17 protein-coding genes are annotated in these 25,437 nt (G+C 38.6%); 14 read left to right on the top strand and 3 right to left on the bottom strand.

Annotation, left to right across the window (positions count from 1 at the left end; translation table 11 throughout):
* Nucleotides 1-143 precede the first annotated feature (143 nt).
* Nucleotides 144-3,161 carry a ligand-binding sensor domain-containing protein gene (locus AC0UA9_RS03965; RefSeq protein ID WP_475657350.1) on the bottom strand — a complete coding sequence of 1,006 codons (3,018 nt, stop codon included), beginning with the start codon at nt 3,159-3,161 and terminating at the stop codon, nt 144-146.
* A gap of 273 nt (nt 3,162-3,434) precedes the next feature.
* Between AC0UA9_RS03965 and AC0UA9_RS03960 the strand changes: the two genes are divergently transcribed.
* From AC0UA9_RS03960 to AC0UA9_RS03945, 4 genes are all read left to right on the top strand, one after another.
* Complete coding sequence (locus tag AC0UA9_RS03960; RefSeq protein ID WP_475657348.1) at nt 3,435-4,781, top strand: sodium-dependent transporter; 1,347 nt, start codon at nt 3,435-3,437, stop codon at nt 4,779-4,781.
* Between the two features lie 229 nt (nt 4,782-5,010).
* Nucleotides 5,011-7,920 (top strand): M16 family metallopeptidase, encoded by a 2,910-nt coding sequence (locus AC0UA9_RS03955; RefSeq protein ID WP_475657581.1) that lies wholly within the window; start codon nt 5,011-5,013, stop codon nt 7,918-7,920.
* A gap of 151 nt (nt 7,921-8,071) precedes the next feature.
* Nucleotides 8,072-9,664, top strand: coding sequence for a glutamate--cysteine ligase (gene gshA / locus AC0UA9_RS03950; RefSeq protein WP_475657346.1), 1,593 nt, complete (start codon nt 8,072-8,074; stop codon nt 9,662-9,664).
* Between the two features lie 364 nt (nt 9,665-10,028).
* Nucleotides 10,029-10,649, top strand: coding sequence for a transglycosylase SLT domain-containing protein (locus AC0UA9_RS03945; protein ID WP_475657343.1), 621 nt, complete (start codon nt 10,029-10,031; stop codon nt 10,647-10,649).
* A gap of 366 nt (nt 10,650-11,015) precedes the next feature.
* On the opposite strand, the gene AC0UA9_RS03940 is transcribed toward AC0UA9_RS03945, so the two are convergent.
* Both AC0UA9_RS03940 and AC0UA9_RS03935 read right to left on the bottom strand, forming a co-directional pair.
* Nucleotides 11,016-12,320 carry an HlyC/CorC family transporter gene (locus tag AC0UA9_RS03940; protein ID WP_475657341.1) on the bottom strand — a complete coding sequence of 435 codons (1,305 nt, stop codon included), beginning with the start codon at nt 12,318-12,320 and terminating at the stop codon, nt 11,016-11,018.
* Between the two features lie 121 nt (nt 12,321-12,441).
* On the bottom strand, nt 12,442-13,215 hold the full coding sequence (locus AC0UA9_RS03935; RefSeq protein WP_475657339.1) for a cytochrome C assembly family protein: 774 nt from the start codon (nt 13,213-13,215) through the stop codon (nt 12,442-12,444).
* A 380-nt stretch (nt 13,216-13,595) separates the two neighbouring features.
* On the opposite strand from AC0UA9_RS03935, the gene ffh reads away from it, so the two are divergent.
* The 10 genes from ffh to csy2 all read left to right on the top strand — a co-directional run bounded on the left by ffh (nt 13,596) and on the right by csy2 (nt 25,427).
* Entirely contained in the window at nt 13,596-14,981 is a 1,386-nt protein-coding gene (gene ffh, locus AC0UA9_RS03930) for a signal recognition particle protein (RefSeq protein ID WP_475657337.1), read from the top strand.
* Between the two features lie 216 nt (nt 14,982-15,197).
* Nucleotides 15,198-15,446, top strand: a complete 249-nt coding sequence (gene rpsP / locus AC0UA9_RS03925; protein ID WP_475657579.1) for a 30S ribosomal protein S16 — start codon at nt 15,198-15,200, stop codon at nt 15,444-15,446.
* A gap of 41 nt (nt 15,447-15,487) precedes the next feature.
* Nucleotides 15,488-16,015: a ribosome maturation factor RimM gene (rimM, locus tag AC0UA9_RS03920; protein WP_475657335.1), complete on the top strand. Its 528-nt coding sequence runs from the start codon at nt 15,488-15,490 to the stop codon at nt 16,013-16,015.
* Between the two features lie 39 nt (nt 16,016-16,054).
* Nucleotides 16,055-16,822 carry a tRNA (guanosine(37)-N1)-methyltransferase TrmD gene (gene trmD, locus AC0UA9_RS03915; protein WP_475657577.1) on the top strand — a complete coding sequence of 256 codons (768 nt, stop codon included), beginning with the start codon at nt 16,055-16,057 and terminating at the stop codon, nt 16,820-16,822.
* A 26-nt stretch (nt 16,823-16,848) separates the two neighbouring features.
* Entirely contained in the window at nt 16,849-17,202 is a 354-nt protein-coding gene (gene rplS, locus AC0UA9_RS03910) for a 50S ribosomal protein L19 (RefSeq protein WP_475657332.1), read from the top strand.
* A 169-nt stretch (nt 17,203-17,371) separates the two neighbouring features.
* Nucleotides 17,372-18,217 (top strand): WYL domain-containing protein, encoded by an 846-nt coding sequence (locus AC0UA9_RS03905; RefSeq protein ID WP_475657329.1) that lies wholly within the window; start codon nt 17,372-17,374, stop codon nt 18,215-18,217.
* Nucleotides 18,218-18,342: 125 nt separating this feature from the next.
* On the top strand, nt 18,343-19,326 hold the full coding sequence (gene cas1f, locus AC0UA9_RS03900; protein WP_475657327.1) for a type I-F CRISPR-associated endonuclease Cas1f: 984 nt from the start codon (nt 18,343-18,345) through the stop codon (nt 19,324-19,326).
* Nucleotides 19,327-19,441: 115 nt separating this feature from the next.
* A complete protein-coding gene (gene cas3f, locus AC0UA9_RS03895) occupies nt 19,442-22,726 on the top strand; it encodes a type I-F CRISPR-associated helicase Cas3f (protein WP_475657325.1) in 3,285 nt (1,094 codons plus the stop codon).
* Nucleotides 22,726-24,252: a type I-F CRISPR-associated protein Csy1 gene (gene csy1 / locus AC0UA9_RS03890; protein WP_475657322.1), complete on the top strand. Its 1,527-nt coding sequence runs from the start codon at nt 22,726-22,728 to the stop codon at nt 24,250-24,252. Before cas3f ends, csy1 begins: the two co-directional genes overlap by 1 nt.
* Complete coding sequence (gene csy2, locus AC0UA9_RS03885; RefSeq protein ID WP_475657319.1) at nt 24,249-25,427, top strand: type I-F CRISPR-associated protein Csy2; 1,179 nt, start codon at nt 24,249-24,251, stop codon at nt 25,425-25,427. The genes csy1 and csy2 overlap by 4 nt, the downstream gene beginning before the upstream one ends.
* Nucleotides 25,428-25,437: the final 10 nt, after the last annotated feature.

The raw sequence follows: 25,437 nt of genomic DNA, 5'->3' as shown, positions 1-25,437 counted from the left end.
CACATTGTTTACGACTATTAACCTATTCGTATCAGTAGTTATAAAATCAATAACAGCATTAATATTGCACTATGTTAATGCTGTTATTTTTATAACCTAACCGTCAATTTACCACCAACGCTTACCCATATAACGTAATTAGTTTACGCTTTATTATCGTCTCTTGTTGTTGCTCGAGTCACCTTCTCGATACGTTTGCTTACCTCTTTATTACTGCTGCTATCATCAGCTTGGTAAATTTTTACCATGTCACGGCCATTGTGCTTAGTAAAATACAATGCGTGGTCTGCATGGCTCAACATTTTCTCATACTCAGTCACTTCTTTATTGTCAGTTAAACCAATACTGACAGTAATGTTAAGATCCGCAGCGATAGCTGAAAAGTCATAACTTTTAATACTAACTCTGAGTAATTCACAAAAGTCATATGCTTTTTCTACGTCATGGTCAATTAATAGAGTAAACTCCTCGCCGCCCCAGCGTGCAAGCTTGGCTTGGCATGAATAGCTTTCAACGACTCCTTGCAGGATTTCAGCTATCTTTTTAATAACCTGATCACCAACCAGGTGCGAGTGCTCATCGTTTACGTCTTTAAAATGATCTATGTCTAAAATGGCAAGCGAGAGTGTTTTATGTTCAGCGTTAGCTTTGGCAAAATCTTCAATACACCATTCATCAAAAGCGCGACGGTTAAACAAACCCGTTAATTGGTCATGATTAGCCTGATAAGAAAATAACTCGGCTTGTTTTTGTAGTTCAATGGTTTGTTGGGCAATAAGCGCTTGCAGGTTTGCTTGGTTACGCTTAATTGATATTACACGGTAGTGGTATAAGATAAATAGAATAAAACCTATACTGATAGCAATTGCTACTTTAAATAACGTGGTTTGGTAATAAAACGGTGGAATAATAAAGTCGACACTGGCAATGTTTTCTTGCCATTGACCATTCGGGTATTTCGCCCGCATTTGAAAGGTATACTCACCCGGTGGTAAATTAGTAAACTCAGTAAAGGTTTGATTCTTTTTATTTTGCCAATGCTCATCAAAGCCAACTAATTGCGTTTGGTATTCGATATACTTCGACATTAAATACCCTAAACCGGCAAAATGAATAGTAATACGAGACGCGCCTTCGGGTAAGGTCAGAGCAGACACGGTGGGGTAGACTTGCCCGTCGACTTCAATTTGGTCAATAACCACAGGAATGGTTGTTTCAGCCATGCGCATTAACCTTTCATGGTTTATATGGCTAACGCCTTTAGCGGTAGCAACCCAAACACTGCCATCGTTATGAAGAGTGGCGGCAGGCGTAGAACCACCATTAGCTTGCGAACTAAGTAAGCCATAACCATCAGCAAATAATTTATTATCGACCTGGCTACTTTTACCTTGAATGACATTATCAATTTCTGTTCGCGAAATACTAATTATACCGCGGTTGCTGGTTAACCAAAAAGTATTGTTGTTGTCAGCAACCACTTGAAAGATTTTATCAATAGGTAAACCATTTTCTTTAGTTACTGCGCTCATTTTATTCGAGCTGAGGTCAAGATGAATAAGACCTCTGTCGGTTGCCATCCAAAGGGAGTCCCCTTCGGTATAAAAGCCAAAAGCATATTCGGCATCAAATTGATCATTAAGTCGATAATTTTGTATTACTCCCTTATCGTAGGAGGCGATACCATCGCCGGTGCCAATCCAAACGGTACCGTATTTATCTTTGGTTAGGGCCATAATGAAACTTGCTGGTAAGCCACTTTGTTTATTTAGCAGTGTGAGGGTGTTATCAGGCGCTACTTTAACTAAACCAGCGGCGGTTCCTACCCAAAGGTTGTCTACAGCATCAATTAAAATACTTCTTACCTCGTTACTTGGTAAGCCATCTTTTGTGGTCATCAACTGCCTTAGCCCATTTGGCGTTGTGACATATAAACCTTGATTATAGGTGCCAACCAAAACGCGCTTGTCAGGGGTTTGTGCTAAGCTCAGTACGGAAATTTGCTTACCTGCCGCTTCAACTTCAACTGGTGTGATCTTATTATTAAGTATTTTATTAAGCCCTTTACTACTGCCAACCCATAAACTCCCGTCAGAGTGAGATAAGACACTACGAATATAGTTGCCAGACAAACCTTGCTCGGTTGTTAAGGTAATAAAAGGCGCTTCTCTTAAACGAAATAAACCGCTGCTGGTGCCCACCCAAATACTGTCTTCTTGGTCTTGGTAGAGAGAAAGAATTTTATTATTGGGTAAACCATGTTTATCATCTAAATGTTCTAATTTATTATCACTGAGGCGGTATAAGCCATGATTGTCGGTGCCAACCCATATATTATGATTAACATCTTGCAATAAACTGTTGGCGCTTTCGTTAAGCAAATCTGGGTGTAAGGGCTGAAAAAAACCATTCTGTTGTTGATAAACGCCTTGCTGAGTACCAACAATGAGTTTGTTGTCGTGCGTTAACATCAGTGCCTGTACTGGCGCATTAGGTAAACCATACTGTTGGCCAAAGTGGCGAACAAGCGTTTTATTTTTTACTGAAAACAAGCCCTCGTTAGTTGCCACCCATATAGTGCCTTGATTATCTTGCACTACTTTATATGCACGCATATTATTGATAATAACCATGTCTTGCGCTGAGTCTTTTTTGCGGTAAATTAAGCCTTGTCCTTCGAGTGCTAACCATAGGTTGTCATCGCTATCGTAAATTGCGTGGTTGACCATGGTGCTAGCTAAAGGCGCTGGCGTCCACTGGTTTTGATAGCGCTCTGACAAGCCGCCACGGGCGCCAGCAACTAATAATTTCCCCGTTTGGGTTGCTGTTAAACTTTTAATGGCTGCATCAGGAAGGCCTGTTGTAGAACCTCGCGTAAATATTTTAAATTCCCTACCGTTAAAACGTGCTAAACCTTCCCAAGTGCCTATCCAAAGGTAGCCGTCACTAGTTTGTGCTATCGCATTAATGCCATTATGAGGCAGGCCATCATGCGTGTTCCATGTTTGAGAGAAGTATTCTGACAGCGGTAATGTTCTTTGTGTTGCCCTTGATTGGTTCGTGGGCTGCTCAGTAGAAGGCGGATGAACAGCAACAACGGAAAAAGAGAATATAAAAAAAGAAAACAGTAAAAATGCAATAGTTGTGAATAAATACTTCAAAACTGAAAGGCCTTAACAGTGCTTGTGTATAATTTATATTCTAACAATGTTTTGCCAATGTTGGCGACTTATTTAATCAAGTTGGAATAACACTATTTATTTGGCTCACTTTTAAGTAGATTATATAACGAGGGGTGAATTAACGCATAATTAGGGTAAAGTATACTAAACTCGTTACTAAGCCTTGTATAAGCTTTAAAAAACAATAAAATACCACAGTAAATTAAGGTCGCTGGTTAAACTAGTCAAGAGAGTAATAAATGAGAGTTATGAATGGATAAGGTAAGAGGCGGCTTCAGTTCAAGGTTAGGTTTTATTTTGGCCGCGGCAGGCTCTGCTGTTGGGTTAGGTAATATTTGGGGGTTTCCAACACAAACGGCAAGTAATGGTGGTGCAGCCTTTGTATTAGTCTATTTAATTTTAGCTTTTTGCTTAGCTTATCCGGCCTTTATGGCTGAATTACTGATCGGCCGTTATGGCCAAGCCAATGCCGTAACCTCAATGCAAAAAATGTCACGTACTTTATGGCAAAAACGTTTTGCTTTTATTGTCGGTTTTGGTGGCGTTATTTGTGCGGCACTTATATTAAGTTTTTATGGCATTATTGCCGGCTGGATGATCTCGCATTCAATTGAGCCAATCACGTCACTGTTAAATTTAACTAACGCATCAAACTGGCTAATCTCGCAATCTATCACTAGAAACTTAATCTTAACAGGGGTATTTATGTTGCTTACCGTTGCCATTATTCGCCGCGGTGTTGAAAACGGCATTGAAAAATGGTCTAAGCGCTTAATGCCAATGTTAATTGGTTTATTGATCTTATTAATTATTTATGTTTTTACTTTAGAAGGTGCGCAAGCAGGGTTTGACGCTTATTTAAAGCCAGATATTACTAAAATATTTGAACCCGATTTATTGATCAGCGCCCTTGGGCAGGCTTTCTTTTCTTTATCACTGGGCACCAGTGTTATGATCATTTATGGCTCTTATATTGCAAAAAATGAAAATTTAGTGTCGCTAGGTGCACAAGTCACGTTAATTGATGTGTCTATCGCGTTTCTTGCCGGGTTATTGATTATTCCTTCAATGTATGTAGCTCAGTCTCAAGGGGTAGCTATTTATAGTGACGACGGCAGCTTAATATCAGGCCCTAATTTAGTATTTGAAGTACTGCCAACCTTGTTTAATAGCATGGGCGCAATTGGTTTCTTTGTTGCCTTTGGTTTCTTTGTTCTTATGTCTATTGCCGCGTTAACTTCGTCTATTTCAATGTTAGAAGGCCCGGTCTCTTTTGCTGTGGAGCGCCATAATATGGAACGAAAGAAAGCGACGACCTTGGTGGGTTTTGGCATCTTTATATTAAGTACAATAATCGTGCTTAACTTTAATCAACTGTTTGGTTTGGTGATTGCTATTTCAACCGTTTATGGGCAACCATTAATTGCCATGCTTTGTTGTGTTTTTGTTGGCTGGATATGGCAACGAAGTGGTATTTTGGCAGAAATCAAACAAGGTAATAACACCGTTGAACATAGTCTGTTTTGGAAGATTTGGCCTTGGTATACTAAATTTATTTGCCCCAGTGCTATCGCGATTGTTTTTTATCATTCTTTATAAGCGCAATAGTTGTTTAGGCTAGGCCACAGAAATGAACAACGTTTGATAAGACTTTCTGTAACAAATTCGTCACTCACTAACGCTATAACTGTTTGCTTTAGTGTGTTTCAATGCTTGTTTTAGCGATTGATTTAACAAAGAACAACTTTTTTATTAAAATTTATTGTTATGATAAATCAATTTTTTATTCTCACTTTTATTTTTTAACCAGGATGTTATTTTGAAAAACATATTTTTGGCGCGACTAAAACAATGTCTATCAATACCGGTTTTATCTAGCGTAGCCACGGCGGTGCTAGCGAGTACATTATTGTTTTCTTGCACTAATCAAGGAGCTAATCAAGTTCATCGTTCCAACACAACAACACAAGCAAGTTTACCAGCAGGAATTAAACTGGTTGAAACCGTTGTGGCGACAGACGCGCATTTAACGATACCTTTTAAAAAATATAAGTTAGACAATGGTCTCACTGTTATTTTACACCAAGACAATTCAGACCCCTTAGTGCATGTTGATGTTACCTACCATGTGGGCTCGGCAAGGGAGCAGTTAGGTAAATCAGGCTTTGCTCACTTTTTTGAACACATGATGTTTCAAGGCTCAAAAAATGTTGCTGATGAACAACACTTTAAAATTGTCACCCAAAGTGGCGGGGATTTAAACGGTACAACCAATGCAGACAGAACGAACTATTACCAAACAGTGCCGAATAACCAATTAGAAAAAATGCTCTGGCTTGAATCTGATCGCATGGGCTTTTTACTGGAAACAATCACAGCCGAAAAGTTTGAAGTGCAACGCGCCACAGTTAAAAATGAACGGGGGCAAAATGTTGATAACCGTCCCTATGGCCGATTAAGTGAAACAATAAACCAAATGATGTACCCAAGAGAACACCCGTATTCTTGGCCTGTTATTGGTTATTTACCAGACCTTGACCGGGGCAGTGTCACTGACTTAAAAGCATTCTTTAGCCGCTGGTATGGGCCAAACAATGCAGTATTAACCATTGGCGGTGATATTAATGAAGCCCAAACCTTAGCATGGATAAAAAAATACTTTGGTGACTTAAAAGCAGGCCCTCACGTTGATAATATCCCCAAACAGTTAATAACGCTAAGTGATAACCGGTACTATTCATTTAATGACAATGTGTCACTACCGTTACTTTATATTAGTTTTCCAACAGTTTATGGTATGCATGAAGATGAAGCCGCATTAGATGTGTTTTCAAATATAATTGGTAACGGCCCCACCTCGTTACTTTATAAAAACTTAGTGAAGTCGGGTATTGCTGTACAAGCTGGTGCAAGCCATCCTTGTAAAGAGTTGGCCTGTCAAATGAACTTTTATGCCTTACCAAACCCACAACAAGGGCTAGCATTAGCAAAAATTGAACAAGTAATTAACGACACCTTACTTGAATTTGAAGCCCGCGGTGTTAATGACGATGACTTAGTAAAAACAAAAGTAAGCATAGAAACCGAAACAATATATGGCTTACAAAGCGTTTCGGGTAAAGTGTCAACGTTAGCGCATTACCAAACAATTTTAGGTAAGGCTAATTATAGCGAACAACAAGTTGCGCGTTATAATAAGGTAACCAAAGCCGATGTAATGCGAGTTTACCAAACCTATATAAAAAACAAAGGGGCAGCAATATTGTCTATTTACCCCAATGGACAAAAACAATTAATTGCCAAAGCAGACAACTTTACCTTACCTGACATAAATAACCCACCTAAAAGCGCACCAATAGATACGCCTATTATACACAATGTCAGCACCTTTGACCGCTCTATTACGCCTAAATCAGGGCCAAACCCCATCATAGAAGTCCCTAAGTTATGGCGAGACAACTTTAGTAACGGCCTACAAATAATAGCCACTAAAAATAGCGAAACACCTACGGTAAGTTTGCTATTAAGTATAGAAGGTGGCCCCTTACTTGACCCTATAAAAAAAGCAGGTCTTGCAGTGCTTACGGCAAGTTTAATGAATGAAGGAACAACCAATTACCTTAAAGAAGAGTTATCAAATGAACTGGCAAAACTAGGGAGTGATATTAATGTTAGTGCTTCAGGAAGAAACACCACCATTCGGGTGAAATCTTTAGTTAAAAACCTTGACGCCACCTTGCTATTGCTAGCCGACATGATGTTAAACCCTGCTTTTAAAGAAAGTGACTTTAATCGTGTTAAAAACCAATTAATTCAAGCAATAGAACAAGGCAGTAAAGATGCTCGTACCTTAGCTAACAGGGCTTTAAAGCAAGTTACCTATAGCGCGAACAATAGAGTTGGTTTGCCTAATGAGGGAACCATACAAACCGTGTCAGCGATTAGCTTGGCAGATGTTAAAAATTTTTATAAACAGTACTTTTCGCCTAAACATGCTAGTTTGGTGATTGTTGGTGATATCAGCAAACAGGAAATATTACCTAAGTTAGCCTATTTAAAGGCCTGGCAGGGCGCTGACTATTCATTACCCCGTTATGGCGCCTTTCCTTTAGTCACCCCCGACAAACTATATTTTGTTGATTTACCCGGCGCGAGCCAATCAGTGATAAACTATAGCCGTCAAGCAATGCGTTATGATGCAACTGGGCAACACTTTAAAGCGACGTTAATGAATTACCCACTGGGCAGTGCCTTTAATAGCCGAATAAACTTAAATTTACGCGAAGATAAAGGCTATACCTACGGCGCATCGAGCTACTTTTCAGCAGGTAAAACACTTGGCTTATTTACCGCAGGTGCTAGCGTAAAAAAAGAGCACACTTATGATGCGATGATGGAAATAAAACAAGAATTAGATAACTATCAACACCAGGGGTTAACGCTTAGTGAGGTAAATTTTATGCGCCAAGCGATCTCACAAAATGAAGCATTAAGTTATGAAACGCCTAGTAAAAAAAGTGGTTTTTTAAGGCAAATATTGCAATTTAATTTATCAGAAAACTACAGCGAACAACAGAATGAAATAATTAATACCATCACGCTTGAACAATTAAATGCCATTGCAGCAAAAGAATTAAGCCAACCGATGCAATGGATTGTTGTTGGCGACGGTCAAGTTATTCGACCACAATTAGAAAAAATGAATGTAGACATTGTAGAGTTACAGCTGGCAAAGTAAAGTCAGCCCATTACGAATAGTTAATTGAAATTTGAATACGGCTTTTACTTAAAAGCGCAGTTAAAACGACTATTAACTTGAAAACCAATAAAATCACCTTATTTATAACCCATTAAATAAGGTGATTTACCTACCAGCGTTAGGAACTATTTTGACATTATCATTGAACGACTATATTAATGCTTTTAATCAAAACGAAAACTTTAAAACACTTGCCAATAGCGGACGAGGTGTTGAGCGTGAAGCATTAAGAGTACTACCAGAAGGAAAACTATCTGAGCATGGGCATTACACTGAGTTAGGAGCTGCGTTAACACACGGTGAAATAACCACAGACTACTCAGAAACATTGCTCGAATTTATAACGCCAGTGAGTTACTCACCTGAAGAAACCATTGCTCAATTGCAAGACATTCAAAAATTTACTTTTACCAATATTAACGGTGAGTTACTTTGGCCCATGAGCATGCCTTGCTTTGTTGACGACGCAGACAAAGTGCCATTGGCGCAATATGGTAATTCTAACATAGGTAGAATGAAAACCGTTTATCGCCAAGGTTTAAAAAACCGGTATGGCTCTATGATGCAAGTAATTGCCGGCATTCACTTTAATTTTTCTTTTTCACAAGACTTCTGGCAAGTTGTGCAGGGGTTGCAAAACCCTAACAGTAACCAACCGTTAAGTGATTTTATTTCAGAGCAGTATTTTTCTATTATTAGAAACTATAAACGCTATTGTTGGTTAATCCCTTACTTATATGGCTCTTCTCCTGCTATTTGTGACTCATTTTTACAAGGAAAAACATCCTCATTACCCTTTAAAAAGTCGCCTGGTGGTGCCTTGTACTTAGAATATGCCACGTCGTTACGAATGAGCGATTTAGGCTACACCAGTAGTGAGCAGTCTAGTTTAAAAATTTGCTACAACAGCTTACATGAATATGTTGATGGCGTGCAAAATGCCATTGGGTTAAAGTCTGACGATTTTGCCAAAATTGGCGTGAAAGTTGGTGATAAATATCAGCAACTTAATAGCAACATTCTGCAAATTGAAAATGAACTATACGCGCCAATTCGCCCTAAACAAGTGATAAGATCGGGAGAGAAACCTTCGCAGGCTTTACGCGATCGCGGTGTTGAGTATATTGAAATAAGGGCGCTAGACGTTAACCCTTTTGTTGATACAGGTATAAGCTTAGAGCAAATACACTTTTTAGACACTTTTATTACTTATTGCGCGTTTATTGACAACAAAACTCTTGGGCATAACTTACAACAAGAATATGAAAAAAATATGGATGACGTTGTGCTAAGAGGGCGTGATCCAACATTATTGTTGACAGACAAAAATGGCAATGGCGAAGTGGTGTTAAAATCAGTTGCCACGTGGGGAAATGAATTGTTTGACGAAATGACGCATGTTGCCCTGCTGTTAGACAAAGCCTACAACACAAGCCGCTATTCAGAGTCAATAATACGTGAGCGCGCTAAAATTAATGATGCCAGCTTAACGCCATCAGCAAAAATATTGTCTATTATGTTAGAGCAAGGGCAAAATCTATCGCAATACTCGTTAGCACAAGCAGCGAAATACCGTGATGAAACCGTTGCTCGAGACTACCAGTATTATTCTGAGCAATATTTTATTGATGGGGCAGTAAAGTCACACCAAGAGCAAGGCGTTATTGAAGCAAGTGATAGCCTTAGCTTTGACGACTTCCTTGTTGATTACTTTAAAAACTAAAAACTTATGCAACCAAGCTAATGAACAAGCGCGCAGCTTTAATAAGGGGCACGCTTTCCTCCTAGGTTTTCTTGTTTTTACTTTTTCTGTTTAAAAGGCAAAAAAAAAGCACCTATAAAATAGGTGCATAAAAAACATGAAACATTAAGGGATTAACATAACTATTTAGTAAGAGTGCACTTACTAAATAAAGTTCAATTTAATTTCAAATAAATTTTAATACCAGCAAACCCTTATTAAAAAAGCTTTGCTATAGCACAAAAGATCAATCCCCGTTATTTAACAAACAATACTACTGTTAAATGATAAAAAATCTGGCACTATTGCAGCTATTATTTATCAGTGTAAGTATTGTTTTATTTTTATGTCTACCGCTAAACTTAGTTGTCTATCATTAGCAGCTATCTTGTTGTTATCAAGTTGTGCTACACCACCTCCTAAAAACCCTGAAAATATTTGTGAGATTTTTCGTGAACACCGCGACTGGTACTTTGCCGCCAAAGGCGTTAGAGAGCGCTGGGGTGTGCCGATTCATGTACCCATTAGTATGATGTATCAAGAAAGCTCTTTTAAACACAACGCAGCGCCTCCTAGATATTACTTATTAGGTTTTATTCCGTGGGGTAGAGTCAGCTCTGCTTATGGTTATTCACAGGCAAAAACACAAACTTGGGCCGACTATAAGCGAGAAACAGGGAATTCTTGGGCAAACCGTGAAGACTTTGATGATGCGATTGATTTTATGGGCTGGTTTATTACTAAAACCCACCAAATTAATGGGGTTTCAAAATGGGACGCTTATAGCCAGTATTTAAATTATCACGAAGGTTGGGGCGGCTTTAAACGTAAAAGCTATAAAAAGAAGCCTTGGTTGGTGAAAGTTTCTAGAAAAGTTGATAACCGAGCACGCCGTTATTCATCCCAATTAAAAAGCTGTGAGAAAGAGTTAAACCGCAGTTGGCTTTGGCGTTTGTTTTTTGGCTAAGTAATAGCCGTTCAGGGGTGAAATTGTTCAGTATTAAAAACGTACTTTTTTCTGGCCGAGTTATTAACATTGAATAGTTTATCAGCATAAAATGAGCGATTATTGCAAGCCTAAAAGCTTGTCACCATAGTGCTTTTATTACAAAGAAAGGCGCTAAGCCAAGGCCTGTATGACGTAGCGCTTAACGTTAAATATTTATAAAAAAATAACGTTTTATTATGCATAAAACTGTTGAAATAATTAAAAGCTGTAGCAAGTGGGGTTTGCCCTTGTTATCCACAGAAATTGTGGAAAGCTATTTTCGCCCACTAGCTTGTGGATAACATTGTGATTAACTTATTGTCCCTTTAATTCACCTGTTACTTATTACTCTTGTTCGGCTTTTTCATCAAAAAAGTATTCAGGTATTACCCGAACCGTTTTTATTTTATTCTCTGAAGCATCGACTATTTCTATAGGGTAACCGGCAATACGCACGCTAAGGTTACTTTGTGGAATATCTTCTAAATGCTCTATTATTAAGCCGTTAAGTGTTTTGGGGCCATCTGTTGGTAATTGCCACGACATTTCCTTGTTTACATCTCGAATACTGGCATTGCCATTTACTAAATAGCTTCCGTCTGGCTGCAAGGTGACCACGTCACTGGGCGTAGGCGTTTGTGTGGTAGTAAAATCACCAACAATTTCTTCTAAAATATCTTCTAAAGTAACCAAGCCCTGAATATCACCATACTCATCCACTACAAGCCCTAAGCGCTCTTTAGCATGCTGAAATTTTAATAACTGAATATTCAGTGGCGTTCCTTCGGGAATAAAATAAAGTTCACGTACTGCCCGTAATAAGGTTGCTTTGGTGTATTGGCTTTTAGACAATAGCTTGAGCGCATCACGTGCATGAATATAACCCACAACATCATCAATGTTATCTCGGTATAATAATACTCGGGTATGGTTTGCTTGCGTCAGCTGTTTTTGAATTTTTTTCCAGTCGTTATTAACATCTATGCCCACTAACTCGCTGCGGGGGATCATAATATCGTCAACACTTACCTTCTCTAAATCTAAAATACTCATCAGCATACTTTGGTCACGCTCATGCAGCATAGCACCCGACTCATTAACCACAGTGCGTAACTCATCACTACTTAAACTGTGTTGTTCACGCTGCTCTGAGCTTATTCCTAGCAACATGAGAATGCCGTTGGTAAACCAGTTTACAGCAACAACCAGAGGTAACATTATTTTTAATAATAAGGTTAAAATAATTGAACTCGGGAAAGAGATTTTTTCAGGATACAAGGCTGCCAATGTTTTTGGGGTAACCTCAGCAAAAATTAACACAATTAAGGTTAATATTACGGTTGCTATCAGTACGCCTATATCGTCTGATATTCCATACAATACGGATAATCGTAACGCTATAATAGTCGCAATAGCCGAAGCGGCTATATTAACTAAGTTATTACCAATTAAAATTAAGCCAATTAGCCGGTCAGGCCTTTTTAGTAGGCGGCTGACACGTTTAGCGCCTTTGTGTTTTTCTTTTTCAAGGTGTCTTAACCTATAACGATTAAGCGACATCATGCCGGTTTCAGAGCTAGAAAAATAAGCAGAGATAAGAATCAGTATGCCAAGAATAACAAATAGCATCTGCGTTGATATGTTGTCCAAAAAGGAAATCCTTTAGTTGTAGAAAAAGTAATGCAAAAAAGTATTGATAAACAAGTAATGCAAAAAGTAGTGTAATTTAAACTATTTTATTTATTTATCACAGGTGTAAAACAATAAAAATTTAAGATAACAAAAACTCTTTAACGAATCGACTACCAAAGTAAGACAAGGTTAATAAAGCACTCGCGCTAATGATCAAAAATAATACCCGGCTACCACGCCAACCTTGTAGGTGGTGGCCAAGTAAAATTATCGAGTAAATAAGTAAAGCCAGTAATGATAAAACAGTTTTATGTATGTTTTCTTTAGCAAAAAAACCGTCTAAAAATAAAAACCCAATTAGCTCGCTGGTAAATAAAACAATAACTCCCGCAGCTAAAATGGAAAAAAGCTGTTTTTCAACTTGCATTAAAGGCGGTAAATGAGCAACGGCAGACAGTTTTTTATTTTTTAATTTCGCGTTAATGTAATTCACTTGAAAGGCATATAAAGTGGCAATAATTAAAATACAATAAGCAATTAACGCTAGGCTTATGTGGCCAACAAGCACCGCCTTATTAGCCACTAAAGGTATAGATTCTGAGGTTGGAATAAATATTCTAGCGAGTTGCCATATACCAGCAAAACCATAGATCACCGGCAGCAATAAATTTACCTTTACCCGCAATGCTACAATAGTAATAGCAGCAGTAATCACTAAACTCACTAAAGAAATAACATTGGCTAAGCTAAAGTTAACACCACCATCAATGAAAAATAATTGTGCATCATTAAATAAATGAATCGCAATAGCGGTTGTTGCTAGTATAAATACTTGTTCAAGATTAGGTCCACTGGGGTGAAATAAGCGAGATAAAATTGCCATAGTGGCGAGCATGTAGGCGATAAATGCCATACTTGATCCAACAACCAAAAAATCCACTAATTTATACTCCTAAAAAAACACAAAATATATTTTATTTATTCTATCAGATAACGGGTTAACTACCATGACAAATATAACATCGTTTGATGAATATCAAGTATAAATTACAGCATTTATTTTCTTAAGGGGTTGGTTGTGATAAAAAATAATGAAACCCGTACCACGAACACCACCCCAGAGGCAGCACCTAGGTTATTCACTACGCTTTGCTATGCATGGTAAATAGAGATGACTTTAACAGCGCTAAAATAATGGCATAATACCGGCCTCGACAATGAATTAATCACGAGTATAATAGTGGCATTAATTTTCACACTTTTCGCTACTAAAGAGCGTTATCAGAGTTATGCATGTTTGAGAATCTTTCCGATCGACTGGGTAAAACCCTTAAGAACATTAGTGGTCGTGGCCGCTTAACCGAAGACAATATTAAAGACACTTTACGTGAAGTGCGCATGGCGTTGCTAGAAGCCGATGTAGCCTTGCCAGTTATTAGAGAATTTGTCAGTAAAGTTAAAGAGAAAGCCGTAGGAACTGATGTCTCTAAAAGCTTAACGCCAGGGCAAGTTTTTGTAAAAATTGTGCAACAAGAACTTGAACTAGCCATGGGTGGCATTAATGAAAACCTTAATTTAAAAGCGGCTCCGCCCGCCGTTGTTTTAATGGCAGGTTTGCAAGGTGCTGGTAAAACTACCTCAGTTGCTAAGCTGGCCAAATTTTTAACAGAACGTGAAAAGAAAAAAGTGTTGGTGGTGAGTGCCGACGTATACCGACCTGCAGCAATTAAGCAACTAGAAACATTAGCCACCGAAATAAATACTGGCTTTTTCCCCAGTGATATAAAGCAAAAACCTGTTGATATTGCTAATGCCGCCATTGATCACGCCAAGAAAAACTTCTTTGATGTGGTTATTGTTGATACCGCAGGTCGCTTGCATGTAGACGAGAGCATGATGGGGGAAATTAAAGCTTTACATGCGGCGATAAATCCTATTGAAACCTTATTCACCGTTGACGCAATGACAGGGCAAGATGCCGCCAATACGGCTAAAGCCTTTAATGATGCGTTGCCACTCACAGGTGTTATTTTAACTAAAACAGACGGTGATGCGCGCGGCGGTGCAGCTTTGTCTATTCGCCATATAACCGGCAAACCTATTAAATTTATGGGGGTTGGCGAAAAAATTGAAGCGTTAGAGCCATTCCACCCCGACCGAATTGCCTCGCGTATATTAGGCATGGGCGATGTACTGTCGCTTGTTGAAGAAATAGAACAAAAAGTAGATAAAAAGAAAGCGGAAAAATTAGCGAAAAAAGTAAAAAGTGGCAAAGGTTTTAGTTTAGAAGACTTTCGTGACCAACTCGTACAAATGAAAAACATGGGCGGCATGATGGGCATGATGGATAAATTACCGGGAATGGGTAATATGTCTGACAAAATTAAAGAGCAAATGGACGACAAGTTAACAGTACGTATGGAAGCCATCATTAACTCGATGACACCAGGAGAGCGTGAACGACCAGACATTATAAAAGGTTCACGTAAGCGCCGTATAGCGGCAGGCTCAGGTACACAAATTCAAGATGTAAATAAATTACTTAAACAGTTTACACAAATGCAAAAAATGATGAAAAAAGTATCGGGCAAGGGCGGCATGAAGAAAATGATGCGCTCTATGCAGGGTATGATGCCGCCAGGCGGTATGGGCGGGGGCGGCGGTATGTTTGGTCGTTAATACTCAAATACGATTAACAGACAAACTTACTCACAAACCGACACAAAAGCCTAAATATTCTTTATTTAGGCTTTGAAATGCTATTAACCTAATGACTTCGTAAATCAACACTTTCTTTTTCTTCTCAAAAGCGTATAATACGCGAGCTTTTCTGTCGCCTATAGACAGAAAGTGTCTGGAAAATTCGTTTTAACACTTAAATATAAAGAGGACGATATGGTTACCATTCGTTTAGCTCGTGGTGGCGCTAAAAAGCGTCCATTCTATCAGGTTGTTGTTGCAGATAGCCGTAACTCTCGCGATGGTCGTTTCATCGAGAAAGTTGGTTTTTTTAACCCAACAGCAGAAGGTCAAGCAGAAAAATTACGTTTAGACCTAGACCGCATCAACCATTGGGTTGTTCAAGGTGCTGCTTTATCTGATCGTGTGGCTAAGTTAGTTAAAGATGCTCAAGTAGCAGCTTAATAGCAAACTTAGTAGGCAATAGTAGAAATTAGTGAGTTGTTATGAGTACAAAAGATCAAATTACCTTAGGTAAAGTAGGCGCTGTTTACGGTATCAAGGGTTGGTTGAGAATTCATTCATTCACCGAAGAACCTGATGCCATACTTGACTACTTTCCTTGGTCATTAAAGTTAGGAAATAATACGCGAACAGTAGATATTACTGATTGGCGCAAGCACAACAAAGGCTTAGTCGTAAAAGTTGGTGGTATAGATGACAGAGACGATGCGCAAGCATTAGTTGGCTCTGAAATACTAACCGATGAAAGCTCATTGCCAGAATTATCACACGGTGATTATTATTGGCGTGACTTAATTGGCATGGCTGTTGTTACCAACAAAGGTTACGACCTTGGTGTGGTATCTGACATGTTGGAAACTGGCGCTAATGATGTACTGGTTGTGAAAGCAAACCTTAACGATGGCTTTAGTAAAAAAGAACGCTTAATTCCGTATCTTTTAGAACAGGTTGTTGAATCGGTTAGCATTGAAAATAAACAAATTTGTGTTGACTGGGACCCAGGTTTTTAGCTTGTGACTAGTGTTAACTCTTCCTTGAAGAAAAACAAAATGTGGATAGGGGTAATAAGCCTTTTTCCCGACATGTTTAACGCTATCACTGAGTATGGGGTGACAGGCCGAGCGATACATAGTGGCTTAATTGAGTTTCATAAATGGAACCCAAGAGATTTCACCCATGATCGACATCGCACTGTTGATGACCGTCCTTATGGCGGTGGTCCAGGCATGTTAATGATGGTGCAACCACTACGCGATGCCATTCATTCTGCGCGTAAAGCCGCAGCAAAAGATGGCAGAAAAGCCAAAGTTATATATTTGTCACCGCAGGGACGAAAATTGGACCAAGCAGGTGCAAGTGAATTAGCACAAAATGACTGCCTGATATTTATAGCAGGTCGTTATGAAGGCATAGACGAACGACTACTCGCGTCAGACATTGACGAAGAATGGTCGGTTGGAGATTACATTTTAAGTGGCGGAGAATTGCCCGCAATGAATGTAATAGATGCCGTAGCACGGCTAGTGCCAGGTGTATTAGGACATAAAGAGTCAGCAGAGCAAGACTCTTTCTCTAATGGTTTATTAGACTGCCCTCATTACACAAGGCCAGAAGTATTGACCACCGCTTCGGGGGATAAAATGTCAGTACCTAAAGTTTTGCTCAGTGGTAATCACGAACACATACGCTTATGGCGCCAAGAACAGTCGCTGATAAGAACATGGACCAGAAGGCCGGAACTATTAACTAACCTAGCTCTGACAGCTGAGCAGGAAAAAATGTTAGTTGCTATTAAAAAACGCACAACATCCACTTAGACTGTGTACACTAGGAAGAAGGTATTATGAGTAAAATTATTGAAATGCTCGAACAAGAGCAATTAAAAAAAGACCTACCAGAATACGCCCCAGGCGATACTGTAGTAGTGCAAGTAAAAGTTACTGAAGGTGATAAATCACGTCTTCAAGCATTTGAAGGTGTTATAATCGCTGTTAAAAACCGTGGCCTACATTCTGCGTTCACTGTTCGTAAAGTATCGAACGGTGTTGGTGTAGAACGTGTATTCCAGACACATAGCCCAATTGTTGACTCAATTGAAGTGAAACGTCGCGGTGCTGTACGTCAATCTAAACTTTACTACCTTCGTGAGCGTTCAGGTAAATCTGCACGTATCAAAGAGAAATTGGCTAAGAAGTAATAACTTTTTAAACGTTATTTATTTCGCTACTTTCTTTGTAGAGAAAAAAGATAAACAAAGGGTGAATAGTAATATATTCACCCTTTTTTATTTGTATATAAACCCATTGCTTTATTTTACGCTTCATGTAAAAGTGTCAATATCACATTGATAGCTACGCAGCAGGGACATGTCAAAAGAAAATAATCAACGTTTTACCTTTATAAACAAGGTTGTTGGTTGGGAAGGCCAAATAAATGCCACCCACATTATCAGCAAATTCGCACTGTCACGACAGGCAGCAAGCAATGTACTTAAACAGTACCGCGAACACTTCCCTCACTACTTAAAATATAACGCCTCTGAAAAAGCCTATGTTGCCACAGACGTGTTTAACAATGCCTTTATTCACAGCGAAAACATCAACTCATTCGCGCAATACTTAACAGCCACTGAACCAATAGGAAATAACACTCATCAATTAGCTTCCAATATAGTATTAGAAGTTGAAGCGCCGCTACGCAATATAAACCCATTGCAAATAAGGCCAATACTCAGAGCTATAAGAGAAAAGCTAGCCATAGATATTGGTTATATTTCACTTTCAAGCCCCAATTACCTCGACCGAATAATACAACCACATGCATTAATATTTGACGGGTTACGCTGGCACGTTCGTGCTTATTGCAATAAAAACCAACAATTTAGAGACTTCACCTTATCGCGTTTTAATGGCGTTGCAACCTTTGAAGGCAAAGCGACGCATGGCGCAAACCAAGACGAAATATGGCAAACCATGGTTGATGTGGTAATAGCAGCAGACCCACGGCTAAACGAGGCGCAAAAGCGCATAATAGAACAAGACTTTCAAATGCAGCAAGGGCAAAAAGTAATACCAACACGCGCAGCCCTGGTTAACTACTTATTGCGCCGCTTACACCTTGATAGCTACAAAAACACCCCAGAAGAACAGCAAATAGTATTAACAACAGCAAGCAGAAAAGCGATAACCCCCTATTTACCGCAACCTGCTTAGTTTGTTTACATGTGAGAAAACACAGTATTGATTAGGCGAATGATAAAGGGTTAAATGAAAGAAATAAAGTTAGTTTGGTATATAACAATAAACGCCTATAGAGTATGTAAAGGAACGAAGTAAGTATGGAAACATTAAAATCGTCTGATTTAAAAAGTATATTACATTCAAAACGTGCCAACATGTTTTATCTTGAATATTGCCGGGTTATGCAAAAAGATGGCCGCGTTTTATACCTAACAGAAGCAAACAAAGGCCAAGAAAACCAATATTTTAATATTCCCATTGCTAATACCACTGTATTACTTTTAGGTAATGGCACCTCAATAACCCAAGCCGCAATGAGAATGCTTGCACAAGCTGGCGTAATGGTTGGTTTTAGTGGCGGTGGCGGTACACCGCTTTATATGGCTAATGACGTTGAACAGCCCATTGAGTGGCTTACCCCACAAAGTGAATACCGGCCTACAGAATACTTACAAGGTTGGATGAGCTTTTGGTTTAATGACGAAAAACGCTTAACTGCCGCCAAAATGATTCAAACTGCACGCATAGAGTACCTAACTAAAGTGTGGCCAAAAGATAAAGATCTAAAACAAAATGGCTTTAGTCTTACAGGTTTAGATAATGCGCTTGCTACGTTTAACCAGCGTACAGAAAATGCTACAAAACAAAGTGAATTACTGTTAACAGAAGCTCAGCTAACCAAAGCACTTTATAAGTTTGCCGCCAACGCAACTGGCACAGCATCATTTAAACGTCAACATGCTTCAACTGATTTAGCCAATGACTTCTTAAATCATGGTAATTACTTAGCTTACGGATTAGCAGCTAGCACCTTATGGGTACTAGGTATTCCGCATGGCTTTGCGGTAATGCATGGAAAAACCCGCCGTGGCGCGCTAGTTTTTGACGTTGCCGACTTAATCAAAGACACCCTTGTATTACCTTGGGCGTTTATCTGCGCGAAAGAAAATGCCACTGAACAAGAATTCAGACAACAAATTTTGCAAGCGTTTACCGACCATAAATCACTCGACTTCATGTTCGATAAAGTGAAAGAGATAGCATTAGCAGAGTTTGTTAACGACGAAGAGGCAATACGATGATATTTACTGTATCTGTAGGTCGTGCTTTAGCGCGACAAATAGCATGTTATAGCTCAATGTTTCAAATTGTAGGTCGTGCTTTAGCGCGACAAATCATCAAGAAGAAAAACATATTATGATGGTCACTTTTGTTTCTCAGTGCGAAAAAAACGCCCTCAAAAAAACACGCCGCGTACTCGACGCCTTTGCCAACCGTATTGGCGATAACACCTGGCAAACCATTATCACTGAAGACGGCTTATTAACGGTAAAAAGAATGCTACGCCAAACCGCTAGTAAAAGTACCGCAGTAAGTTGTCATTGGATACGCTCACGTTCAAGAAGTCAGTTTTTGTGGGTGGTGGGTAATAAAAGTAAGTTTAATCATGAGGGTGTGGTGCCAGTGAATTATACTGAGGGAAGTGTTGATCAATTTATAGATAGCGAAAAATGGCAGAGTTTAACTTTAATGAAAAATGCAGTCGCTATTGCTGCACTTTTTCATGACTTTGGTAAGGCAAACATTTTATTTCAGCAAAAGCTAAAAGGTGATGGTAAAAACAAATATGAGCCAGTAAGGCATGAGTGGGTGTCACTTAGAGCTTTTCAGGCATTCGTTCGGGATAAGACTGATGAACAGTGGTTAATTGCATTAACGGAAATAGATAAAAATCATAATGATGATATTTACCAAGACGGTATTAGTATAGGAAGAAATAATCCATTGGTTAATTTGCCGCCTTTTGCTCAGTTAGTCGGTTGGTTAGTACTTAGCCATCATAAATTGCCATTTGTACCTAGTTGGAAGAATACTTTAACTGCAGAAACATCGCCAGCAGAGTTGTATAAAAATAAGGTTTCTCCTTTAAGTAGCTGGTTTGCAATAGAATTAGAGGTTTTCTGGAATTCTTATAATTTTAAAGACGAAGATAGCCAAAGTTTTTTACAGGATAATTGGACGTTTCATAGCGATGGTTTGCCATATAAAAGTACTAAGTGGCGGCTTAGAGCTATAAAGGCAGCAGATAAAGCGCTGCAAAGTATCAAGCAACTATCTGGTAAAAATATTTTACATGATGAATTGTTTACTAGTCATCTTGCTCGAATGGCATTGATGCTTGCCGATCATCATTATTCGGCACAAAAAGAGACAACCATTGAATGGCAAAGCCCTAATTATCAAGTGTTTGCTAATACAGATGGGAATGCACTTAAACAGCAGCTTGATGAGCATTTAATTGGTGTCGCTAAACACGCGGTAAATATTGTCAGTAAATTGCCACAACTAAAAAGCAGCTTACAAAAGCTGGAAGATAATCAATTTTTAAAAAGCACCAAAGCTGATACTAAATACGCTTGGCAGATTGCAGCGCAAAAAGTGGCATTAGAGCTAAGTGAATCAAGTAAGAAGCAAGGCTTCTTTGGTATTAATATGGCATCGACGGGTAAAGGTAAAACGCTAGCGAATGCCAAAATTATGTATGCCTTGGCGAATAAAGAACAAGATTGTCGTTTTACCGTAGCATTGGGGTTAAGAACACTAACTTTACAAACAGGTCGAGAATATCGTAAGCAGTTAGATTTAACTACTGAACAATTAGCGATTGCCGTTGGTGGATCTGCGTCTAAAGCCTTGTTTGAAAACGAGCAACATAAAAAAACGGCTGAAGAAAGCTTCGGGACAGGCAGTGAATCGGTTGAAGAGTTTTTAGATCCAGAACTATATGTTGATTATGACCTATCAGGTGTCGAACACAGTTTACATACTTGGACTGGCGCTAATCCACGCATTGAAAAGCTTGTGCAAGCGCCCGCTTTAGTTTGCACTATTGATCATCTAATCCCTGCGACAGATGGCACCAAAGGCGGTAAGCAAATAGGTCCGATGTTAAGGTTACTCACTTCTGATTTAGTCATTGATGAACCAGATGATTTTGGATTAGAAGACTTACCTGCTTTATGTCGGCTAGTTTACTGGGCGGGTATGTTAGGCAGTCGTGTTCTACTTTCTACTGCAACCATGCCACCAGATTTAGCCTTTGCTGCTTTCCAAGCGTATCAAGCAGGTTGGGGGGAGTATGCCAAAGTGAATATTACGAATTGGAATGAAAATATTAACTGTGCTTGGTTTGATGAGCGTGAAAAAGGCGGAGCTATTAAGGCGGAAGTTCGAGATTTTTCTAACATTAAAGAACATCATGAAAAGTATGTCAAAAAACGAGTGGAATATTTAAATTCAGGTGTAGCAAAGCACAAAGCTGAAATTCTTGATAATTTCACTTTAACAGATGATATCTATGTCAATTTTGCGCAAACAGTTTTGCAAGGAACTATTGCTCTGCATATAAACAATCATGTAAAGCTAGCTGACAAACAGGTTTCTATTGGCTTAGTGCGTATGGCTAACATCAATCCAATGGTTGCCGTCGCGAAGGCTTTACTAAACTTATCTGTACCTGAAAATACGCACATACATTTATGTGTATATCACAGCCGTTATCCTTTGGCGGTGCGTTCTTACTTAGAAAGTCAGTTAGACCAAATGTTAAACCGTAAAGAAAACTGGCCACCGAAAGACTTACAACATTTAATTGAAAAAACAACAGAAAAAAATCAATTGTTTATTGTATTAGCTTCGCCTGTAGCTGAGGTTGGACGTGACCACGATTATGATTGGGCAATTATTGAGCCCAGCTCTATGCGTTCTATTATTCAAATTGCAGGGCGGGTGCTAAGGCATAGAGACGATGTTCCTGATCAAGATAATATCCTGCTTATTAATCAAAACATCAAACAGCTTAAAGGCCGTGAGCGCTGCTTTATTCAACCGGGTTTTGAAGTGGAAAACTTAAAGCTTAAGTTGAATGCGCATACGTTAAGGGAAATATTAACAGGTACACAATATAAACCTATTAACGCGGTAGAAAGGGTAGTTAAGAGTAAGCAGCCACCGCTAGAAAACTTGGTGTCACTAGAACATGAAGCGTTAAGTCGAAAGGTTAATGAAAGAAGCCTCAGCGCTTTTTGGTGGAAAGAACAGGCGCATTGGTGCGGGGTGTTGCAAAAATTACAAGTCTTTAGAAAATCAGCCAAAGATGAAGCTTTGTATTTGCTCTATAAGAATAATGAACTAACGTGGGAATGGAAAAACGAGGCGGTTTACCCTCACAAAATGGGCGCATTATCAGGGGCTGGTATTTCAATTAAAGAAGAAACTGCGATTGCGCCAGCCGAAAGGGTTAGTTTTTGGTTTGATTTAAACCCGCATAACATATACAGCGAATTAGCCCAGGATTTTAACATTAGTGAGGAAACTGCAGCTCAGTGTTTTGGAGAATTAAGACTAGTGAGCTACAAAAAAAACGATATAAACGAATACATATATTTTTCTAATTTAGGGATTTACCAAGAGGTGAAGTGATGATTGAAAAACAAAAGCAAGATTCAATTAGTGAATACAAACTCGTCTGGGAACAAGTTATGACTACTTTTCTTGCTAATAAATATGAGACAGATTTTGCTAAGTATTTAAAAGGTTTATTTAAAAGTCTTAGCAGCATCTATAATAAAGCTGGTTTTTTTAGTAATGAAGAATTGGCTTTTATTTTTGATAATAGAAAAAATAAAAAATCATACGAGCAAAAAGAATCTGTATTTATTTTAGAGCAAATATCCTTGTTGAAAGAGTTTAATGAAAAGCCGACTTCAATTGACTTCGAAAGCTTAGATACTGATATAAATACTAAACAGCAAAACCTTGTAAGTAAGTATGCACCTGAAACATGGATAACTTGGGCATCGGAAAATGCCAAAAATATTACTTTTGCAACACATGTTACTAAGTTAACGCATTCTGCTATTGATAGCCCATCAATTTTCAATACTGTTGATGCAACAAAAAATAGTCATCTATCTTCTTCTAGTTTAACCAATGTTGCTATCGATGGTGCTGTGCAAGGAAACCAATATTCACCAATATATCAATTCTTAGAGCTGGAAGTCGGTGGTAAAAAACTAGCCGGTGAATTTATAAATTCAGGTACCGTTTTACTAGAAACTTTTGCTAAAAATCATGAGCAAATGTTGATTTGGAATCGGGGATTTTCAGCAGCAACAAGCGTAGGTATGCCTCGAGCTCATTTTCTATTGAAACAAACATATTTTCCCGTAAGTAAAAATAACACTAGCACAAGCTATCATTTACTTTGCAATGTGGTTTCTTCGTCTAAAGCTCAAGCTTTACATGAATTCTCTCGTCGAAATTCAAAAGATACTTTCAAAATAAAAAACAGCAAAAAATATTCAGTTGAAACGTACTTTAATTTTCCAAATAGGGCAAGTATTTCTATTACAGCAAGTAATCATGGTAATGCCTCTCAATTAAATGGTAAACGTGGTGGGCGTTTAGGCTTGTTTTCTTGTCAACCGCCGGTTTGGCATTCACAAATTAATCCACCGATTTATAGCGGAAGCTTTTTCTACGAACTATCAAAAAACTATGAAGTGAAAGAAAACATTCAATATTTGTCTGGTTTTTTAACTCGTTTTGAAAATTTACAACTCAGCATCAAAGATCCCAAACGCATGCGCTGGATAGTAGAGTGGATAGAGAATCTCACCGATGAGGTCTTGGTTTACGTTAAATCTATACAAGCCTTACCAGTAGGTTGGTCTGCTACAGAGGGTATTAAATTAAAGCCAGAGCATAGAGTATTGTTGGATTGTTATCGTCAAGATGAGCAATTTTCAGAGATAAAAAACAGTAGCGATTGGCAAGCCACTATTATTCAAGACTTCGCGGCTTGGCTAAATAGTCGTTTAGCTAAAGCTAACGAAAAATTTACGCCACAAAATGCACATACCACGCTGTGGATGAAAATATTTAAAGCTAATTTTAGAGAAGAATTTAATACGAAAGGTTTAATTCCACAGGAGGAGATAGTATGAGCCAGTACCTATTAATTGAAAGAATTAGGGTGCAAAACGCTAATGCGACCTCCGGTTTTACTTGGGGTTTTCCAGCTATAACCCATTTTTTAGGCTTTTGTCATAATTTAAATAGAAAGCTTAACTCTAATGGTGAATTAAGTAGCTTGGCTTTAAATGGTTGTATGGTTGTAGCACATGAACAACATATTCATACTTATAAAGACGGCACTATCACAAGGTTTTCACAATATAAAACAGCTCAATACTTGGGATTGAAATTTGAGAAAGGGATTCTTAAAGATCCAGCAATTAATGAAGAAGCAAAAATGAATATGACGATTTCTTTATTAATACCGGTAGATGGTTACTTAGGCGGTTTACAAGAATCATTGATTGAATTTATTCAGAATGCGTGCCTATTACAGCGTTTAGCTGGCGGAACCGTGTTGTCTATTGAAAGTGTAGACATTATTGATTTAGCGAAAGAAGAACAGCGTAAAAGTTACAGAAGACAGCTATTACCAGGTTTTGTTTTGCAAGACAGATCTGATTATTTAGCAGAGCATTATTCAAAAATTAAAGAGCGTAACCCTAAAGCAGAATTGCTTGATGCTTGGTTTGATTTTATTGTCTTGAAGCAAGTGGCTAGGCCGGCTTGTGAATTGATAGATAAATACTTTGCCAAGCAAGCTGAAAAGTGTGAATCACTTTCATCACTGAATGATATTTGGCTTGAACATAAAAGCCTGCCATATCAACAAGAAAGTATACCTGATGAATTAATTTCTTACTTTACAGAAGCTACTAAAAGTATTGAGCCTAAAATTTTAATTCAGTGGCAAAGCTATTTAGATCCAAATGAAAAAATATCAGCTAATTGGGAGTATGTCAAAAAACCAAAATCAGGTTATTTGGTTCCACTAATGACTGGTTACACAGCAATAAGTGAGGTTTATCCAGCAGGAGAAATTGATGGTGCTAGAGATAGCGAAACAGACATATGTTTTGTCGAATCAGTACATTCTGTTGGCGAATGGCAAAGCGTTCATCGTTTAAAAAGCCAAGAGCAATGGCAGTCTAGTGTGTGGAATTATGCCCCTAATGAACAAGGTTGGTACTTGTGCCAGCAAGGCGCAGCCGCAGTAAACCAAGCATTACCCACCGAATCAACAACCGATGATGTTTATTATTAATTTAAAAAGG

The organism is Colwellia sp. F1, from assembly GCF_056238625.1.
This window is presented reverse-complemented; position numbering and strand designations above follow the sequence as displayed.

Bases quoted from the DNA above. Each gene is read 5' to 3' on its own strand.
- trmD (WP_475657577.1), top strand. From the start codon at position 16,055: ATGTGGATAGGGGTAATAAGCCTTTTTCCCGACATGTTTAACGCTATC.
- cas1f (WP_475657327.1), top strand. From the start codon at position 18,343: ATGGAAACATTAAAATCGTCTGATTTAAAAAGTATATTACATTCAAAA.
- AC0UA9_RS03945 (WP_475657343.1), top strand. From the start codon at position 10,029: ATGTCTACCGCTAAACTTAGTTGTCTATCATTAGCAGCTATCTTGTTG.
- AC0UA9_RS03960 (WP_475657348.1), top strand. From the start codon at position 3,435: ATGGATAAGGTAAGAGGCGGCTTCAGTTCAAGGTTAGGTTTTATTTTG.
- AC0UA9_RS03935 (WP_475657339.1), bottom strand. From the start codon at position 13,215: ATGGCATTTATCGCCTACATGCTCGCCACTATGGCAATTTTATCTCGC.
- csy1 (WP_475657322.1), top strand. From the start codon at position 22,726: ATGATTGAAAAACAAAAGCAAGATTCAATTAGTGAATACAAACTCGTC.
- rpsP (WP_475657579.1), top strand. From the start codon at position 15,198: ATGGTTACCATTCGTTTAGCTCGTGGTGGCGCTAAAAAGCGTCCATTC.
- rimM (WP_475657335.1), top strand. From the start codon at position 15,488: ATGAGTACAAAAGATCAAATTACCTTAGGTAAAGTAGGCGCTGTTTAC.
- rplS (WP_475657332.1), top strand. From the start codon at position 16,849: ATGAGTAAAATTATTGAAATGCTCGAACAAGAGCAATTAAAAAAAGAC.
- AC0UA9_RS03905 (WP_475657329.1), top strand. From the start codon at position 17,372: ATGTCAAAAGAAAATAATCAACGTTTTACCTTTATAAACAAGGTTGTT.
- csy2 (WP_475657319.1), top strand. From the start codon at position 24,249: ATGAGCCAGTACCTATTAATTGAAAGAATTAGGGTGCAAAACGCTAAT.
- ffh (WP_475657337.1), top strand. From the start codon at position 13,596: ATGTTTGAGAATCTTTCCGATCGACTGGGTAAAACCCTTAAGAACATT.
- cas3f (WP_475657325.1), top strand. From the start codon at position 19,442: ATGATGGTCACTTTTGTTTCTCAGTGCGAAAAAAACGCCCTCAAAAAA.